The organism is Neglectibacter caecimuris (assembly GCF_034335015.1).
GTDB lineage: Bacteria > Bacillota > Clostridia > Oscillospirales > Acutalibacteraceae > Acutalibacter > Acutalibacter caecimuris_A.
In genome coordinates this window covers 231,966-251,494 of sequence record NZ_JAWXXK010000003.1, presented here as the reverse complement: position 1 = coordinate 251,494, position 19,529 = coordinate 231,966, and the positions used below count along the sequence as shown (strand labels likewise).

General features: G+C 55.8%; 13 protein-coding genes. All 13 read left to right on the top strand.

The window, feature by feature from the left end; translation table 11 throughout:
• The first annotated feature begins 168 nt into the window (after positions 1-168).
• The 13 genes from U8T64_RS04290 (at position 169) to abc-f (ending at position 19,464) form a co-directional block, all read left to right on the top strand.
• Positions 169-1,125, top strand: a complete 957-nt coding sequence (locus tag U8T64_RS04290) for an adenylylsulfate kinase (RefSeq protein WP_322181283.1) — start codon at positions 169-171, stop codon at positions 1,123-1,125.
• Between the two features lie 10 nt (positions 1,126-1,135).
• On the top strand, positions 1,136-2,680 hold the full coding sequence (locus U8T64_RS04285) for an alpha-amylase family glycosyl hydrolase (protein WP_322181281.1): 1,545 nt from the start codon (positions 1,136-1,138) through the stop codon (positions 2,678-2,680).
• A 299-nt stretch (positions 2,681-2,979) separates the two neighbouring features.
• Positions 2,980-4,065, top strand: a complete 1,086-nt coding sequence (locus tag U8T64_RS04280) for a carbamoyl phosphate synthase small subunit (RefSeq protein WP_322181279.1) — start codon at positions 2,980-2,982, stop codon at positions 4,063-4,065.
• A gap of 3 nt (positions 4,066-4,068) precedes the next feature.
• The gene (gene carB, locus U8T64_RS04275; protein WP_322181277.1) at positions 4,069-8,148 is read left to right on the top strand and encodes a carbamoyl-phosphate synthase large subunit; all 4,080 of its coding nucleotides are present in this window, start codon (positions 4,069-4,071) and stop codon (positions 8,146-8,148) included.
• 279 nt (positions 8,149-8,427) lie between these two features.
• Positions 8,428-9,312, top strand: a complete 885-nt coding sequence (locus U8T64_RS04270) for a hypothetical protein (protein WP_322181275.1) — start codon at positions 8,428-8,430, stop codon at positions 9,310-9,312.
• Between the two features lie 23 nt (positions 9,313-9,335).
• Positions 9,336-9,806: an LURP-one-related/scramblase family protein gene (locus U8T64_RS04265; RefSeq protein ID WP_322181273.1), complete on the top strand. Its 471-nt coding sequence runs from the start codon at positions 9,336-9,338 to the stop codon at positions 9,804-9,806.
• Positions 9,807-9,935: 129 nt separating this feature from the next.
• The gene (dapF, locus tag U8T64_RS04260; protein ID WP_322181271.1) at positions 9,936-10,793 is read left to right on the top strand and encodes a diaminopimelate epimerase; all 858 of its coding nucleotides are present in this window, start codon (positions 9,936-9,938) and stop codon (positions 10,791-10,793) included.
• 573 nt (positions 10,794-11,366) lie between these two features.
• Positions 11,367-12,989 (top strand): CTP synthase, encoded by a 1,623-nt coding sequence (gene pyrG, locus U8T64_RS04255; protein ID WP_322181269.1) that lies wholly within the window; start codon positions 11,367-11,369, stop codon positions 12,987-12,989.
• 78 nt (positions 12,990-13,067) lie between these two features.
• Complete coding sequence (locus tag U8T64_RS04250) at positions 13,068-13,622, top strand: GrpB family protein (RefSeq protein WP_322181267.1); 555 nt, start codon at positions 13,068-13,070, stop codon at positions 13,620-13,622.
• A 13-nt stretch (positions 13,623-13,635) separates the two neighbouring features.
• Positions 13,636-14,820 carry an LL-diaminopimelate aminotransferase gene (locus tag U8T64_RS04245; protein ID WP_322181265.1) on the top strand — a complete coding sequence of 395 codons (1,185 nt, stop codon included), beginning with the start codon at positions 13,636-13,638 and terminating at the stop codon, positions 14,818-14,820.
• Positions 14,821-15,689: 869 nt separating this feature from the next.
• Positions 15,690-16,379, top strand: coding sequence for an L-ribulose-5-phosphate 4-epimerase (locus U8T64_RS04240; protein ID WP_322181263.1), 690 nt, complete (start codon positions 15,690-15,692; stop codon positions 16,377-16,379).
• Between the two features lie 94 nt (positions 16,380-16,473).
• A complete protein-coding gene (locus U8T64_RS04235; protein WP_322181261.1) occupies positions 16,474-17,607 on the top strand; it encodes an FKBP-type peptidyl-prolyl cis-trans isomerase in 1,134 nt (377 codons plus the stop codon).
• Positions 17,608-17,835: 228 nt separating this feature from the next.
• On the top strand, positions 17,836-19,464 hold the full coding sequence (gene abc-f / locus U8T64_RS04230; protein WP_322181259.1) for a ribosomal protection-like ABC-F family protein: 1,629 nt from the start codon (positions 17,836-17,838) through the stop codon (positions 19,462-19,464).
• Positions 19,465-19,529 lie beyond the last annotated feature (65 nt).

The window sequence follows — 19,529 nt, the reverse complement described above, 5'->3', positions numbered from 1 at the left end:
GGACAAAGCCCGGGAGCGAAAGCCCCCGGGCTTTGCCTCAAAAAAGGGAAAAAGCCGGCGCGAAAGTTGACACTCCCGGGCCGGAAAGCTATACTGAAAGCAATGCCATGCCGGATCAAAAAGCAGGGCGGCTTTTCAGGAACACATTGTATCAAAGGAGGAGCTTCTATGGTCACTACAGCAGTTGAGGCGATCGAAGCGGCTGAAAAAAGCTGGCAGCCGCCGGAGGTGCCTGAGGATATCCCTCAGGGCGATATGCCCGGAGATAAGGTGTGGATCGGGCCGCAGTCTATGGAAAAGGCAAAGGTGGCCTTCCGGGCGCTGCTGCCGCTTTTGAAGGAGATCATGCTTCCCAGAGAGTGCCAAAGGGCGGTGATCGCGGTGAGCGGGGGCAGCGGCGTGGGGAAAACCTGTGTGTCCGCGTTACTTACCTATTATTTCAACCAGATCGGTGTAAAGTCATATACCTTGTCAGGAGATAATTACCCCTGCAGGATCCCGGAGCAGAACGACGCGGAGCGGCTGCGCATTTTTCGGGAAGCCGGGGTGCGGGGCATGCTGGAGGCGCGGGCGTATTCTCCTGAAACAGCGGCGCTTTTGAAAAAGCTGCAGGAAGAGGGGTTGGATCCCGATCCCGATCAGGCGGAGCGTTATCCCTTTTTGAAAAGCTATCAGGCTGCCGGGAGAAAGGCGCTTTCCGGATATCTCGGAACGGAGCTGGAGCAGGAGTATGGGCAGCTGGAGTCAGTGCTTACCGCGTTTCAAAACGGCGCCGGCCGCCTTTGGCTTCGCCGCCTGGGCCGGGACGATACCGCCCTGTGGTACGAGGAAAAGGATATGAGCGATACCTCCGTGCTTATTTTGGAATGGACGCACGGCAACAGTGGAAAATTTCAGGGGGTGGATATTCCGGTGCTGCTGAACAGCACGCCGGCGGAAACCAGGGAATACAGGCTTTCCCGGGGACGGGATGCCAACGCTGACACGCCCTTTATCACCATGGTGCTGGAGCTGGAGCAGGAAAAGCTGGAGAAGAGAGCGGGTTTTGCAAAACTGATCCTTTCCAAATCCTGCGAGATATTGAGCTATGAGCAGTTCAAAGCACAGATGGACGGGAACAGGTGAGGTGGCTGAAATGAAAAACAAAGTGAATTGGGGGCCGATGCTGAACGCCTACCCGGACAGCCTGGGCGGCACTCTCAGCGGTTCGGCGGATTTTTTGCGACGGCCTGAGGTGCGGGGCGCTTTTTCCACCTTCTATATTTTGCCCAGCCTGTTCCACACCGACCTGGATCGGGGTTTTTCCGTGATCGATTACGGGATAAACGGCGTGATCGCCAGGGAAGAAGACCTGGAAGCACTGCGGGCCATGGGGATCAGCTTGAAGCTGGACTTCATTTTGAATCACCTTTCCGTGCAGTCGCCGCAGTTTCAGGACCTTTTGCGGTACGGGGAACGCTCCCGGTACCGGGATTTTTTCCTTGACTGGAACGCCTTTTGGCAAGGGCACGGAACCATGACGGAGGAGGGCTATCTTCAGCCGGACGGCAAGCTTCTGGAAAACATGTTTTTCCGCAAGCCCGGTCTGCCCATTCTGATGGTGGAATTCGCGGACGGCGTGAAAAAGCCCTATTGGAATACCTTTTACCAGCAGGTCGATGTGGATGAAGCGGGGAAAAAGCATTACCTGGGGCAAATGGACCTGAATATCAAATCCCCCTTAGTGCGGGACTTTTACAGGCAGACCTTGAAAACGCTGGCCTCCTACGGCGCCGATATTGTCCGGCTGGACGCTTTTGCCTATGCACCGAAGGAGGTTGGCTCCCGGAATTTTCTGAACGACCCCGGAACCTGGGAGCTTCTGGAGGAGATCACAAAGATGGCGGAACCTCATGGGGTGTCTCTGCTGCCGGAGATCCACGCGAGCTATGAAGAGGGGATCTACCGCACCATCGCCCAAAAGGGCTATCTGGTGTACGATTTCTTTCTGCCGGGGCTGGTTCTGGACGCCTTTGAGGAGAAATCCGCTGAAATGCTGGTGAAATGGGCCTGTGAAGTGATCGACAGCGGAATGCGTACCGTAAATATGCTGGGCTGTCACGATGGCATTCCGCTTTTGGATCTGAAGGGGCTTCTGCCGGAGGAGCGGATCCAGGCATTGATCCAAACACTGGTGGCAAGAGGCGGCTTTGTGAAGGATCTCCATGGGGCGAAAAATGTGTATTACCAGGTGAACGCCACCTATTACAGCGCCCTGGGTGAGGAGGATCGGAAGCTGGCGCTTGCAAGGGCGATCCAGCTCTTTATGCCCGGGAAGCCTCAGGTATGGTATCTGGACCTGTTTGCGGGGAAAAACGACTGTGAAGCTATGAAACGCGCTGGAGCCGGCGGGCATAAGGAAATCAACCGTACCAATCTGACAGAGCGGGACGTGCGGGAGGGCCTTCAAAAGCCGGTGGTGCAAAAGCAGCTTCAGCTCCTGCGGCTGCGGGCAAATTGCCCGGCTTTCCACCCGGAAGCGGAAATTTCAGCAAAAGCGGCGGGAAGCGGCCTTACCCTTTGCTGGCGTTACGCCGGACAGGAGGCGCTGCTGGAGGCCGATTTGGAAAGCTGCTCTTTCCGTGCGGTCACACGGAATTCCGCGGGACAAGAGGAGCTCTGCGTTGTCAGCGAATGTTAGCAGTCAGCTAGCAGTTAGTTGTTAGTTACTAGTTGTTAGAGAAGGGAAAATCTCCTTCTCTATCATTCTTATACCCTTTCTAACAACTAATATCTAACAACTCTAAAGCGTGAACCCGTCACGCTTTGCGGCAGCTTTGCCGCCTGGCCGCAAAATCGACTATCTCTTTCGTGGCGAGGCAGGATTTTTTGTTGTTTTGACGAAATGCGTATTTTCCCCTTGCGCGACCTTCTCAAATAAGTTATGATAAGCTATTGAGAAGAAAAGAGATCCTTTGATGGAAAAAGGAGTGAAAGCGCATGGCGAAAACAGGCTATCTTGTACTGGAAAACGGAAAGGTATTCCGTGGAGAACGCTTCGGCGCGCCGGGAGAGGTGACTGCTGAGGTGGTTTTCACCACCGGCATGACAGGGTATTTGGAAACGCTGACGGATCCCAGCTATTGGGGACAGATGGTGGTGCAGACGTTTCCGCTCATCGGCAATTACGGGGTCATTCCCGCCGATTTTGAAAGCGGCAGCATCGGCCCCAGGGCCTATATTGTAAAGCATTGGTGCCAAGAGCCTTCCAATTTCCGTTCGGAGGGCGATCTTGACACCTTTTTTCTGGAAAAAAACGTGACGGGTCTTTCCGGCATCGACACCCGTTCCCTGACAAAGATCCTGCGGGAGCGGGGCGTGATGAACGGTGTGATCACAGATCACCCGGAGCAGGTGGATCTGGAAGCCCTGAAGGCCTACCGCGTCACCGGTGCAGTGCGGGCGGCTTCCACCGGGGAGCGGTACGTGGAAATGCCGGAGGGCCAGGTGAAAAAGCGGATCGCCCTGCTGGACTTCGGCCTGAAAAAGAATATCTGGCGGGAGCTTGTAAAACGGGGAGCGGAGGTGACCGTTTGCCCCTGCGATACCACGGCGGCGGAGCTGAAGGAGCTGAGGTTGGACGGGATTATGTTAAGTAATGGACCCGGCGACCCCGCTGAAAATAAAGAAATTATAGAAAACTTAAAAGAAATATGTAAACTTAAGATCCCCATTTTCGGTATCTGCCTGGGTCATCAGCTTCTGGCGTTGGCCCACGGCTTTCAAACGGAAAAGCTGAAATACGGCCATCGGGGGGCGAATCAGCCGGTCAAAAATCTGGAAAAGGACCGTGTCTACATCACCAGCCAAAACCACGGCTACGCAGTGATTTCCGAAAGCATTGATCCGGCGGTGGCCCGGGAACTCTTTGTGAACGTCAACGACAACACCTGCGAGGGGATCCGTTATTTGGACTGCCCCGCCTTTACCACCCAGTTCCACCCGGAGGCCTGCGCGGGCCCCCTGGATACCGCTCTGTTGTTCGATGAGTTTTTCGCCATGATGGAAGCAGGAAAAGGAGAATAAAGTATGCCGCTGAATAAGGACATCAAAAAAGTATTGGTGATCGGCTCCGGGCCTATTGTGATCGGCCAGGCCGCTGAGTTTGACTATGCGGGTACCCAGGCCTGCCGGGCGCTTAGGGACGACGGCATCGAGATCGTGCTGGTGAATTCCAACCCAGCCACCATTATGACGGACAAGGCCATGGCGGACAAGATCTATATTGAGCCTCTGACCCTCACCACCGTCAAGCGGATCATAGAAAAGGAGCGCCCCGACAGCATTCTTTCCGGCTTTGGCGGGCAGACCGGCCTTACCCTTTCCATGCAGCTGGCAAAGGAAGGCTTTCTCGCAAGGCACGGCGTGCGTCTGCTGGGAGCTTCTCCGGAAACCATCGATAAGGCGGAGGACCGCCAGATCTTTAAGGACACCATGGAAAAGATCGGGCAGCCCTGCATTCCCTCCAAGGTGGTCACCACTGTGGAGGACGCCGCGAGCTTTGCCCTTGAGATCGGCTATCCCGTCATTATTCGCCCGGCCTTTACTCTGGGCGGCTCCGGCGGCGGCATTGTCAATGATCTCACGGAGCTTCGGGAGGTGGCGGCCAACGGTCTGGCGCTGTCTCCCATCACCCAGATTTTGGTGGAAAAGAGCATTGCCGGCTGGAAGGAGATCGAGTTTGAGGTGATGCGGGACAGAAAGGGCAACACCATTACGGTCTGCTCTATGGAAAACCTGGACCCCGTAGGCGTGCACACCGGAGATTCCATCGTCATCGCTCCCACCGTGACCCTTTCCGATAAGGAATACCAGATGCTCCGCTCCGCCGCTCTGAAGATCATCGATGAGTTGGGGGTAGAGGGGGGCTGTAACTGCCAGTTTGCCCTGCACCCCACCTCCTTTGAATACGCCGTGATCGAGGTGAACCCCAGGGTTTCCCGTTCCTCGGCCCTGGCCTCCAAGGCCACGGGTTATCCCATTGCCAAGGTGGCGACGAAGATCGCCATCGGCTATACCCTGGACGAGATCAAAAACGCCGTGACCGGGAAAACCTATGCCGCCTTTGAGCCAGCTCTCGATTATGTGGCGGTAAAGTTCCCCAAATGGCCCTTTGATAAATTTGTGTACGCCAAGCGGGAGTTGGGGACCCAGATGAAGGCCACCGGCGAGGTGATGAGCATTGCCGATACCTTTGAAATGGCCCTGATGAAAGCGGTGCGGGGCGCTGAGATCGGGCTGGATACGCTGAACCTGCCTAAATTTGAAGGAGAATCGGAGGAAGCCCTGTGGCAGATCGCGGCCCATGCCACAGACGAGCGGATCTTTGCCGTATACGCCCTTTTGAAGCGAGGCGTTTCCATGGAGGAGATGCACGAAAGAACCATGATCGACTGCTGGTTCCTTTCCAAGCTCATTCATTTGATCTCCTATGAAAAGGAGCTTGCCGCGGGTGTGCTGACGGAAGATCTTTACACCAAGGGAAAGCAGCTGGGCTATCCGGATTCTACCATCGCGAGGCTTTCCGGCTGTAAGGTGACCTTCCGGCGGAAGCCCACCTTCAAAATGGTGGATACCTGCGCCGGAGAATTTGCCGCTCACACGCCCTATTTCTATGCCGCCTACAATACCGCAGAATCCGGCGGCGAGGACGAGGCCCTGGAATTTATTCGGGACAAGGGAGAAAAGCCCACTGTGGTAGTGCTGGGCTCCGGCCCCATCCGGATCGGCCAGGGAATTGAATTCGACTATGCCAGCGTTCACTGCGTCATGTCCTTGCAGCAGCTGGGCTATCAGGTGGTCATTATCAACAATAACCCCGAAACGGTCTCCACCGATTTCGATACCGGAGACAGGCTGTACTTTGAGCCCCTTTCCCCGGAGGACGTGATGGATATCATCGAAATCGAAAAGCCAATCGGCGTGGTGGTGGCCTTCGGCGGGCAGACCGCCATTAAGCTCACCAAGACCCTGGCGAAGAATCATATCCCCATTCTGGGCTCCTCCGCCGACACCATTGATATGGCCGAGGACAGAGAGCGGTTTGACGACCTGCTGGAGCGCTCCGGCATCAAGCGCCCCAGGGGTTTTACGGTAATGACCGCCGGGGAGGCGCTGGAAGCCGCCGGGAAGCTGGGCTATCCCGTGCTGATGCGCCCCTCCTATGTGCTGGGCGGCCAGAACATGATCATTGCCTACTGTGATGAGGATATTGAAGAGTACATGGGGATCATTCTTTCCCACAAGCAGGATAATCCCGTGCTGATCGATAAGTACCTTTCCGGTATGGAGATCGAGGTGGACGCCATCTGCGACGGGGAAAATATTCTGATCCCCGGCATCATGGAGCATGTGGAGCGCACGGGCATTCACTCCGGCGACAGCATCGCCGTATACCCCGCCTCCGATATCGACGACGATATGAGCGCGAAGATCGTTTCCACCACGGAAACCCTCTGCCGGGAGCTCCACGGCATTGGGCTGATCAATCTTCAGTATATCATCATGGACGGGGAGATTTATGTGATCGAGGTAAATCCCCGGGCCAGCCGTACCGTGCCCTATATCAGCAAGGTGACAGGCGTTCCCATGTGCGATTTGGCCACCCGGGCAAGCCTGGGCGAAAAGCTGCGGGACATGGGCTACGGCACGGGGTTGTATAAGCCTTCTCCCTATGTGGCGGTAAAGGTGCCGGTATTCTCCTTTGAAAAGCTCACCGACGTGGATACCCACCTGGGGCCGGAAATGAAATCCACCGGCGAGGTGCTGGGGATCGGCAACAACCTGGAGGAGGCTCTTTATAAGGGCCTGATCGCCTCCGGCCACAACATGAAGCGAAGCGGCGGCGTGTTTATTACCGTGCGGGATCAGGACAAGCCCGAGATTGGGGAGATCGCCAAGAAATTTGCCAGAATGGGCTTCGAGCTGTACGCCACCACCGGCACCGCCATGGTGCTTGCCAAGGTGGGGCTTTCTGTGAAGATCGTGGATAAGATCCACGAAAGCTCCGTCAATACCATTACCCTTTTGGAAAGCAAAAAGGTAAATTACGTCATTTCCACCTCCGCCAAGGGCAGAAACCCCGCCCGGGACAGCGTGAAGATCCGCCGGAAGGCAAGCCTTTTGGGCATTCCCTGCCTGACGGCCCTGGATACCGCCAACGCTCTGGCGGATTCCCTGATGAGCCGCTATACGCCGGAAAACACGGAGATCATCGATATCAATAACCTGAAAGAGCAGAAGCAGAAAATGTGCTTCACCAAAATGTCCGCCTGCCGGAACGACTATATTTATATCAACTGCTTCGAGCCGGAAAACATGGTGGCTTCTCCCGAATTTCTTTCTATCTACCTGTCCGACCGGCACAACGGCGTGGGCGGCGACGGCGTGATCCTCATCTGTCCCTCGGACAAGGCGGACGCCCAGATGCGCATGTTCAACCTGGACGGCAGCGAAGGTCTGATGTGCGGCAACGGCATTCGCTGTGTGGCAAAATACCTGTTTGATAACGGGATCCGCAAAGGAGAGAGGATCGGAGAAGGCAGATATGTTCTGCATATCGATACGAAAAGCGGCGTAAAGGAATGTACGGTCACCACCAAAAACGGCCTTGTTTCCAAGGTGGCTGTGGATATGGGCAGAGTAGAGCTTGCCCCGGAAAAGATCCCGGTGCGCCTGGAGGGGGAAAGCGTGATCAATAAGCCCGTTTCCATTGACGGCGAGGTGTACCGCGTTACCTGCTGCTCCATGGGAAATCCCCACTGCACGGTGTTCGTCCCCTCTGTGGATAAGCTGGATCTGGAGCAGCTGGGGCCGAAATTTGAAAACGACCCCATGTTCCCCGACCGGGTCAACGCGGAGTTTGTGGAGGTCATCGACGAGCATACCCTGAAGGCCAGAATTTGGGAACGGGGCAGCGGCGAGACCATGGCCTGCGGCACCGGCACCTGCGCCGCCGTGGTGGCGGCCACCTTAAACGGCTATTGCGAAAAGGGCCGGGATATCCGCGTGATCTTAAAGGGCGGAGAGCTCACCGTAAACTACACCGACGCCCGGGTGATCATGACCGGCAAAGCGGAAAAGGTGTACGATGGAGTCGTGGAGGTTTAAGGGAATTAGGAATGGGCAATGCACGGTGAAAGGCGATTCTCCTTTGTCATTCTGAGCCGTAGGCGAAGAATCAAAGGACGAGATTCTTCACTTCGTTCAGAATGACAAGAGGAAGCTATCCGATAAGTCATCATTCATTGCTTCTTTCCCATGTAGTAACTGCGCCGCCGTCCGGCATCAAAGGTTCTTTTCTTCATAAGTCTGAGTGAATTCAGCGGGAGCGTTGTATAAAGGGTATATCCCGGCTTTGCCGAGTAAAGCCGATAGAGGGGAAATACCATGAAAAAGAATTTGTTTTTATGCCTTGCCGCCGCGCTTCTGCTGACTGCCGCCGGATGCGGTGATGATGAGCCTTTTAGCGCTGGCCCAGCCGCTTCCGGATCGAAGCTCAGCGCGGGCGTTTCAGAAGTCTCTGCCGCGCCCAGCGAACCGCCTGTTGCTCATGAAGCGGAGCCCGTGCCGGACCCCACGCCCCGGCCTGAGGCGGTGGCCGGAGACGGGGGAGAGCTCGATCTGCTGTCCTCCAGTCCCTACTATTCCGGGCAAGAGGCGCTGCTGCGGGATATTTGCCATGTGTCTACCCGCAAGCCTCCGGAAAGCTTTTACTGGCTGAATGAGGAAGCTGTCCGCGCGGCCTGGGGGATCGACGGCTATATTTCCGCATGCTGTCAGGATTTTGTGGCCGGCTTTGATTTTGACCGCCCGGGTGAAAACGGACAGCAGGAACGCTTTTTTGTGTTTATCGCCATGTTCCCCGAAGTGGAGATCCCGGAAACCGACCGTGACGGCAGAGTCTGTTATACCCCAGCTGAAGAATGGGCCGCCGTAGAGGGCCGCCCGGGCTTTGAAGCAAGGAAAGTGGAAGCGGCCCTGCTGCCGCCTTCTCAGAAGGATCCCCAAGCGGAGTGGTTGACCGCTGCGGAAACAGCGTCTTCCGGCTCCTCCCCGTTGGAACCCGCTCCGGCGCCGCTGCCTGCGGTGGTTCGGGTGCGGTTTCAGCTCGATGACTTTTGGGTAATGCTTCAGCTGCCGGAAAGCGCCCTGGAAGGCTTTTGGGAAAACACGGGATCGCTTTTTCAGCAGGTGGACGCTCAAAATATAGAGAAGCCAATTTATATGAGCTCCAATGCCGCCGCCTTTGCGGCCTCTTCCGAAGGGGAGTAAAAAACAAATGGGAGGAACCTCTTATGAAGCTTTTGTTTAAGCAAAGATTCTTTTCCTGGTTTGACAGCTATGATATTTACGATGAGGCCGGCAACACGGTTTATACGGTCAAGGGCCAGCTTTCCTGGGGCCATTGCCTGAAAATCTTTGACGCTTACGGCAATGAGATGGGAACTGTAAAGGAAAAGGTCTTTACATTTATGCCCAAGTTTGAGCTGTATCTGGGGGAGCGGTACATAGGCTGTATCTCCAAGGAATTTACCTTTTTTAAACCCCGGTACCATATCGACTGCAACGGCTGGCAGATCGAGGGGAACTGGCTGGAATGGGACTATACCATTCAGGGACCCTCGGGCGCTCCGGTGGCGGTGATCGCCAAGGAGGTCTGGAACTGGACAGATACCTATGTGATCGATGTGGCGGAGCCCCGGGACGCCCTGTGCGCCCTGATGTTCGTGCTGGCCATCGACGCGGAGAAATGCTCCAGAAGCTGAGAAGCTCATTACGGGGAAGCAATTCCCCTGAATGAAATAAGAGCCTGTATGCGTAACCGATGAATGCCATCTGGCTGTGAATACGGGTTCAAAAATCGGGCAAACGCCTGAGAAGGGGGGCCGTTTTTTATGAGCGGCGGAATGCTTACGTTTACAAAAATGCACGGCTGCGGCAACGACTATATTTATTTTAACTGCTTTGAAGATCCCGTAGAGGCCCCCGAACAGCTGGCTGTGCGCCTTTCCGACCGGCACAAGGGCGTTGGCGGCGACGGCGTGATCCTCATTTGCCCCTCGGAAATTGCCGACGCGAAAATGCGCATGTTCAATCTGGACGGCAGCGAGGGGAAAATGTGCGGCAACGGCATTCGCTGTGTGGCAAAATACGTGTTTGACCACGGTATCGTCCGAAAGAAAGAGCTGAAAATCGAAACCCTCAGCGGCATAAAAACCTGTACGGTACACGAGAGGAACGGCAAGGCTGAAGCCATTACGGTGGATATGGGAAAAGCCATTCTCACACCGGGGAAGATCCCCGTGAACCTGACAGGAGAGGCCGTGATTGGCCGAAAGGTTCTTCTGGCAGGGGAAGAGCGGGAGATTACCTGCGTTTCCATGGGGAACCCCCATTGCGTGATCTTCGGCGGCGACCCGGATCAGCTGGAGCTGGAAAGGATCGGCCCCGGCTTTGAGCGTGACCCGCTGTTCCCGGAGCAGGTGAACACGGAATTCATTCAGGTGCTGGACGATCATACCCTGAAAATGCGGGTATGGGAGCGGGGCAGCGGCGAAACCATGGCCTGCGGCACCGGCGCCTGTGCCTCCGCCGTGGCGGCGGTTCTAAACGGGTATTGCCCCAAGGGGGAGGATATTCTGGTCCATCTCCGGGGCGGAGACCTTACCATCAATTACACCGAGGAACGGGTCCTTATGACCGGCGAGGCGGTAGAGGTGTTTACAGGGCAAATTCTGGACGCTGGCTGCTAGATGCTGGATAAGAGCGGGAGATTGGAAGCGGCGAGCCGCCGCTGGCACTCGTGAAGCTGCTCGGTGCAGGGAAATGGTTTCTGACCCGACCGCAGCTAAGCAGATAAATTGGAATTTAGAGGTTACTCGCTCGCTTCCCTCTGTCATCCTGAGCGAAGCGAAGGATCTCGTCCTTTGCCCTTTTACTCAGGAAGTAAGGACGAGATGCTTCGTCGCTATGCTCCTCAGAATGACAGGAGAGAACTAGTCGCCAAATTGGAATTTAGCGAGTTAACCAATAGCAGAAACTCTTGCCTCCCCTGAAAGGGGAGAGGGCGCGGCGAAGCCGTGACGGAGGGGTTTCAGCTTAGTGAAAGCCCATATAGGACCTGCGTTTTACCAACTTCCCGACAGGAACCCCTCAGTCATGCCAGCGCATGACAGCTCCCCTTTCAGGGGTGAGCGCGTCCCGGTGGGACGCTGGCGCGAACCGACCGAGCCGACAGGCGAGAAAGCCAAGGGTGTGTACATCTATCCTTTATCTTACACAAAATCCCTCCTGCGGCACTTGAATCAAGAAAGAAGGAAAAGAAAATGGCAAAATATATTTTTGTAACAGGCGGCGTGGTGTCCGGCCTGGGAAAGGGGATCACCGCCGCTTCGTTAGGCCGCCTGTTAAAGGCCAGGGGCCTGAAGGTGGCGGCCCAGAAGCTGGACCCCTATATCAATGTGGACCCCGGCACCATGAGCCCCTATCAGCACGGCGAGGTGTACGTTACCGAGGACGGCCTGGAAACAGACCTGGACTTGGGCCACTACGAGCGGTTTATCGACGAGGATCTGAACAAGTTCTCCAACCTGACCACCGGCAAGGTGTACTGGAATGTGCTCAATAAGGAGCGCAGGGGAGAATACCTGGGCGAGACCGTGCAGGCCATTCCGCACATTACCAGCGAGATCAAGAGCTTTATCTACAACGTGGGCAGCCATTCCAACGCGGACGTGGTCATCACCGAGATCGGCGGCACGGTGGGCGATATCGAGAGCCAGCCGTTTTTGGAGGCGATCCGCCAGGTGGGCCAGGAGGTGGGCCAGGAGAATTCCCTGTTTCTTCATGTGACCCTGGTGCCTTACCTGAAGGGCTCCGGCGAGCACAAGTCAAAGCCCACCCAGCATTCCGTCAAGGAGCTGCAATCCATGGGCATCAAGCCCGACATCATCGTGCTGCGAACGGACGAGCCCATTGCAGATAAGAGCATTTTCAAAAAAATCGCCCTGTTCTGCAACGTGTGGCCGGATTGCGTCATTGAGAACCTGACGATCCCCGTGCTGTACGAGGCTCCCATTATGCTGGAAAAGAGCCATCTTTCCGATATCGTCTGCCGGAAGCTGAAGCTGGCCTCGCCCGACCCGGATCTCAGCGAGTGGATCGCTATGGTGGAGAAGATCAGAAACCGGAAAAAGACGGTTCGGATCGCCCTGGTGGGAAAATATGTGAAGCTTCACGATGCCTATCTTTCCGTGATGGAGGCCCTGCGCCACGCGGGCTACGACCACAGCGCCAAGGTGGAGATCGACTGGGTGGATTCCGAAACGCTCACCGAAGAAAATATCGCGTCCCGCTTGGGAGACTGCCACGGCATTCTCATTCCCGGAGGCTTCGGCAGCCGGGGCATTGAGGGTATGGTGCTGGCCGCGAAATTCGCCAGAGAAAATAAGATCCCCTATTTGGGCATTTGCCTGGGCATGCAGATCGCCGTGATCGAGTTCTGCCGGAATGTCTGTGGCATCGCGGACGCCAATTCCGGCGAGTTTGATGAATTCGGCCTCCATAAGGTGATCGATTTCATGCCCGATCAGAATAACGAGATCAATAAGGGCGGCACCCTGCGGCTGGGTAGCTATCCCTGCCGGATCAAGCCCGGCACCAAAATGATGGAATGCTACGGAAAAGAGCTGATCCACGAGCGCCACCGCCACCGGTATGAATTCAACAATGATTACCGGGAGACCGTGGAGCAGGCCGGCATGGTGATTTCCGGCGCCTCCCCGGACGGGCACATTGTGGAAACCGTGGAGCTTCCCGGCCACCCCTTCTTTGTGGCGGGCCAGTTTCACCCGGAATTCAAATCCCGCCCCAACCGCTCTCACCCGCTGTTTAAGGGCTTCATCGGCGCTGCGGTGAACTATATGGAAAAGAGTGAAGCGAAAAAATAGAAATCCCCCCTTGACACTTTGGAAACTGCCTGCTATACTTGTCCGATTTAGCAAATCGTTTTCAAGGAGGGTTCGTATATGACAGGACTGAAACGGGGAACGGTGCACCTGAGCGCCCATGACCCTGCATGGGCGGACCAGGCCCGAGAGACCATTCGCATTCTGTGGGAGGTTTTTGGGGACCTGGCCAAGGACATTCAACACATTGGCAGCACGGCGATTCCGGGAATCGAGGCGAAGCCCATCATAGACATTGCCGTGGGCGTTGGCAGCTTTGAAGGGCTGCCGCTGAAAGCGCTGGAGGCGGCGGGTTTTCAGGAGCGGCACAACCGTTTTTCCAGCAACCTTCTCTATGTGCTGGAGACGGAGGACCGGGTGCGCACCCACCAGGTGCATATTCTCCTCTTTGACAGTCTGCAATGGCACAACTACGTGGATTTCCGGGATTACATGAACGTGTTTCCTGAAAAAGCCGCGGAATATGAAGCCCTGAAGCGGAGGCTGGTTTCAGAATGCGGCAATGTACAGATGGCTTATACAGACGGCAAGCACGATTATATGGAAAAAACGCTGGCGGAAGCTCGAGCATATGCCTCTCAAAAGAGCAAACAAAACTATGTGATTCACCCTTGAAAGGAAGATATCTATGAAGCTAAACGGTAATTTTCAGAATTTGGGGCAAAGTTATCTCTTTGTCACCATTGCGAAAAAGGTGGCGGCCTATACAGAGGCCCACCCCGATCACAAGATCATTCGCATGGGCATCGGCGATGTGACCCTGCCCCTGGCTCCCGTGGTAGTGGAGGCTATGCACAAGGCCTCAGAGGAAATGGGAAAGAAGGAAACCTTCCGGGGCTATTCTCCGGACAGCAACGGCTATCCGTTTTTGCGGGAGGCCATTGCCGGGTACTACAAAAGCTTCGGCGTAGAGCTGAACGCCTCCGAGGTATTTGTAGGGGACGGTGCGAAAAGCGATGTGGGCAATATTGTGGATCTTTTCGATGTGGATAATACCGTGCTGGTCCCCGACCCGGTCTACCCGGTCTATGTGGATACCAACACCATTTCCGGGCGCAGGATCGTCTATCTGGACGGCACGGAGGAGAACGGCTTTTTGCCCATGCCGAAGGAGGATCACCCCCCTGTGGACCTTATCTATCTCTGCTCCCCCAACAATCCCACCGGGGCGGTATACACCAGGGAACAGCTGAAGGTGTGGGTGGACTATGCCTTAAAGTGTAAAGCTATTATCCTTTACGATGCTGCCTATGAAAGCTTTGTCACAGAGCCGGGCCTGCCCCGCAGCATTTTTGAGATCCCCGGCGCGGAGCGATGCGCTATCGAATTCTGTTCCCTTTCCAAAACAGCCGGTTTTACCGGAATGCGCTGCGGCTATACCGTGATCCGCAAGGAGCTTGTGGTGGACGGCGTACAGGTTTCAAAGCTTTGGGAGCGCAGGCAGGGCTGTAAATTCAACGGCGTAAGCTATATCACCCAGCGGGCGGCGGAGGCCGTGTTTACCCCGGAGGGTCAAAAGCAGATCACGGAAAGCCTGGAATATTACCGGAATAACGCCAAGGTCATGGCCCAGGCGCTGGAAGCCATGGGGATCAAATTCACCGGCGGGAAAAACTCCCCCTATCTGTGGTTCAAATGCCCGGAGGGCATGGGCAGCTGGGACTATTTCGACCATCTCTTAAACGACCTGGAGATCGTAGGCACCCCCGGCGAAGGCTTCGGCAAAAACGGCGAAGGCTGGTTCCGCCTTACCGCCTTTGGCGACGCGGAAAAAACCAAGGAAGCCATGGAAAGAATGCGGAAGGGTAATTAGTTGTTAGTTGTGAGTAGTTAGTTGTTAGAAAGGGCGGCGAGCCGCCGCAGCACTCGTGAAGCTAGCCGGTGTGTAAAGGCAGTTCCCAGCCCGAACATAAGTAATTGGAATTTGGCGTGCTAACGAACCGCAATAACTCTTGCCTCCCCTTGCTTGCAAGGGGAGGGGGACCACCGTCAGGTGGTGGAGAGGTTCCAGCTCGCTGGAAATCCGTATAAAACCAGTACTTTTCTGCGAACCCCTCAGTCAGCCTATCGGCTGACAGCTTTCTCCGCTTCGCTCCGGTTGCTGTGCCCCAGTGGGGCACGACTAGCAATGTCTGAGCCGACAGGCGAGTTCGGTGCTGGACGTGCCCCACCGGGGCACAGCACCCCTTTCAGGGGTGAGCGCGTCCCGGTGGGGGGAAGGTCTCCAGTGGAGAACTCGGCTGTCGCTTCAGACATTGCTGAACGTGCCCCACTGGCACACAGCAACCGAGCCGGCAGGCGAGACCGCTGGTGCGAACCGTTCTCAGCTGTCGCTTCGGGTGCAAAGCGCAGAAAGCCATGGCTTTCTTGGCGCATTGTTCTGCACCGACCGAACCGACAGGTGAGACCGTTGCTGGGCGTGCCCCACCGGGGCACAGCAACCGAGCCGACAGGCGAGAAAGCCAAGAGGTGTGTGCTTAAATGCCCTTAGCCTCCCCTTGCTTGCAAGGGAAGGGGGACCGCCGATAGGCGGTGGAAGGGATAGTCACACGCAGAAAGTGAGATAAAGCTGCTAGTTTCAATCCCCTCAGTCACGGCGAAGCCGTGACAGCTCCCCTTGCCGCAAGGGGAGCCTTAGGGCATTGCACCACCATTTTACTTTACAGCCGGAAGGAAACGCATATGCTGGAACAATTAAAGGAACAGGTCTATAAAGCCAATTTGCTGCTGCCGAGTTATCAGCTTGTCACCTTTACCTGGGGGAATGTAAGCGGGTATGATCGGGAAAGCGGTTTAATGGCCATCAAGCCCAGCGGGGTGGAGTATGAAAGGCTTACCCCGGAGGATATGGTGCTGGTAGACGTAAAAACTGGAAAAAAGGTGGAGGGAAGGTGGAACCCCTCTTCCGATACCGCCACCCACTGCGAGCTGTACCGCAGCTTTGAGGGGATCGGCGGTATCGTGCACACCCACAGCCGGTGGGCCACCACCTTCAGCCAGGCGGGCCGGAGCGTGCCGCCTCTGGGTACCACTCACGGAGACTATTTTTACGGAGAGATCCCCTGTACCCGGAAGATGACGCCGGAGGAGATCGCCGGAGAATACGAGCTGGAAACCGGACGGGTCATTGTGGAGACCTTCCGGGGCAAAAACCCGCTGGAGATCCCGGCGGCGCTGGTGCACAGCCATGGTCCCTTTGCCTGGGGCACAGACGCGGAAAACGCCGTTCACAACGCCGTGGTGCTGGAGGAGCTTTGCTTTATGGCCTGGCACGCTATGCTGCTGGAGCCGGGTCTTCCTCCCATGCAGCAGGAGCTTCTGGACAGGCACTATCTGCGCAAGCACGGGGAAAACGCTTACTATGGGCAGTAAAAGCCCGGTGTGCTGTATCAGCAAACATTACTTATCAGGGCAACACCGCATAATCTTTGTGCGGTGCTGCCTTAGGAAAAACGAGGTTGTTACAATGCAAAGCGATAAAAAAAGAAATTGGCTGGCCCTTTTTCTGGCCGCCGCCGTGCTGGGCGCGGCTTTTACAGGCTGCTCCAAAAAGGAGGAAAAGCCGTCCTCAGCTGTTTCTTCTCAAACGGGAAGCAGCGGCGCCGCTTCTTCCCAAACAAATATCAGTGACAGCTCCTACAGCGCCGGGCTTACGGCGGAGGGCTATTTTGAGGGCGTAACCGCTCTCAGCTACGTGACCCTGCCGGATTATAAAACCATGGCGGTTCCGGAAGAGATCTCCACGGTGGCCCCGGTAGATGTGGAAAGCCAGCTGAACGGCATGCTGGAAAAATACGGCACGATAGAGCAGATCACAGACCGGGCGGTAGAAAGCAACGATACCGTGAATATCGACTATGTGGGCACTATTGACGGCGTGGAATTCCAGGGCGGTAACACCATGGGAAACGGCGCCACCGTCACCATCGGCGTGACGAATTATATCGATGATTTTCTGGAGCAGCTGGTGGGCCATATGCCCGGCGAAACCTTTGATGTAAATGTGACCTTCCCGGAGGATTACGGCGAGGAGAACGTGAACGGCAAAGACGCGGTGTTCTCCACCACCATCAATTATATCCAGGTCACAAAAACGCCGGAACTTACCGATGCTTTTGTGGCGGAGAACTGGAAGGAAAGCGACGGCTGGTCCACTGTGGCGGAAGCGAAGCAGGGCGTGGAAGAGGATTTGCGTGTGGAGGCGGTTTCCGAGTATCTCTGGCAGGAGATCCAGGCCCAGGCGAAGATCAGTGAGGTTCCGGCGGCCATTCAGAATTTTTACACGGAATATATGAAATCGTACTATGCGGAACAGGCCGCGCAGTACGGCGTGGATCTGGACACGCTTTTAAGCCAGTATCTTCAGGTGGAAAGCATGGACGAGCTGCTGGAAAAGAACCAAAGCCAGCTGGAAGCTAACGCCAGGGGAAGCCTGGTTCTTCAGGCCTTGTCCGAGGATATGGACGTAAGGCCCACAGATGCGGATCTGACGGAATATTTTGGGGAAAGCGGCTATGCGGAGATCGAGGCGCATTTCGGCAAGCCCTATCTTTGCCTGATCGTCAGAGAAGCGCTTACCAAGGAAATTCTGGGAAAATGATCGGCCCTGTGCCGTTTCGGAAAGGAGGTGGTACAAATGGTTCTGGAAAAACAGGGTAGATTCTATTTCAGAGTCGGTTCCGATGTGCTCCGTACAAACCTGATGGATGCGGATTAAATTTGCAGGCTGATCCATTGTACGGAGCGATTTTCGGATCGCCTACTCCTATTCCGCATGGTCAGGTTTATGAAAACAGGTTATTTTTCATAAACGAAAGGAGCAAAGACCATGATAGAAATAGGAATGAATCGAATCGTTAAAAATTTCGGATTTAAGAAAATACTGAACGGAGCCTGTCTGGAGGTGCTGACCGGGGAGCGGGCCGCTATTGTAGGGCGCAACGGCACGGGGAAATCCACGATCCTGAAGCTGATTTCCGGCGAGGAGGTTCCCGATTCCGGCGAGGTCAGTATCCGCCGGGGCGCCCGAGTGGGCTTTTTAGAGCAGATCCCCCGGCTTCGGGAGCCCGGAAAAACCGTGGGGGAGGTATTGCTGGAGCCTTTTTCTGAGGCACTGGAAATGGAAAAAGAGCTTCGGGCGCTGGAAGCCCGCATGGCCTCTCCCGCTGAGGAGTACGAGGCTCTTTTGGAGCGGTACGCCAAGGTGCAGGAGCGGTATACCGCCCTGGGCGGCTATGAGATCGAGGAACGCACCGCGAAGATCATTCAGGGCTTTCGTTTGCAGGAATTGCTCGGCCGGGAGTACAATGTGCTCAGCGGCGGGCAGAAAACGGTGGTAAATCTGGCGGCCGCCGTGCTGCCGGAGCCCGATATCCTGCTGCTGGACGAGCCCACCAATCACCTGGACGTGAAAACGCTGGAATGGTTCGAGGGCTTTCTCGCGAAATACCGGGGCACGGTGCTCATGGTTTCTCACGACCGCTGGTTTCTGGACCGGGTGGCTACCCGCACCTTTATTTTGGAAGCGGGACAGTGCACGAGCTTTGCCGGAAACTATTCCTTCAGCGTGAAGGAGCAGGAGCGGCTGATGCTGCTGGAATTTGAGCAGTATAAGAACCAGCAGAAAAAGATAGAGGCCATGAAAGCGGCTATCAAGCGTTTTCATGAGTGGGGCGTTCGAAGCGATAACCCAAAATTCTTCCGCAAACAGCATGAGCTGGAAAAGCGGCTGGAAAAAATGGAGGTGCTGGAGCGTCCCCAGCTTACGAAGCCCAAGGTGCCCATCAGCTTCGGCGGAGAGCGCACCGGCTCAGAGGTGCTGCGGCTGGAGGATCTTTCTCTGAGCTTCGGGCAGGACACGGTTCTGCTGGAGCACGCCTCTCTGCTGCTGCGGGAAAAGGAAAAGGTATGTCTCATGGGAGATAACGGCACGGGAAAAACCTCCTTGATCCGCGCCGTGCTGGGGGAGCTTTCCGGCTTTTCCGGAGAGATTTTTCTGAACCCCAGCGTGCAGCTGGGCTATATCCCCCAGGAGATCCGTTTTCCGGTGGAAACAGATACCGTGCTGGAGGCCTTTCGCCGGGAATGCGTTTCCGGAGAGGGCCAGGCCAGAAGCCTTCTGGCAAGGTATTTCTTTGTGGGGGAAAACGTGTTCAAACGGGTGACCGCCCTTTCCGGCGGGGAAAAGGTGCTTTTGAAGCTGGCGATCCTTTTGCAGCGGCAGGTGAACCTTCTCATTCTGGACGAACCCACCAACCACATTGATATCGAAACCAGAGAAATGCTGGAGGAAGCTCTGCTGGATTACACCGGCACCCTGCTGTTTATCTCCCACGACAGATATTTTGTGGAGAAAACCGCTTCCCGGGTCGTCGCGCTGCAAAACCGGCGGTTGGAAAGCTTTCCCGGCGGCTACGAGGCCTACCGCGCCTCCCGGCAGTCTAAAGAGCTCACGTAAAAGAAAACAATATTTCGCCCGGCAAAGCCAAATTCTCTTGTGCTTTGCCGGGCGCTCTGCTATAC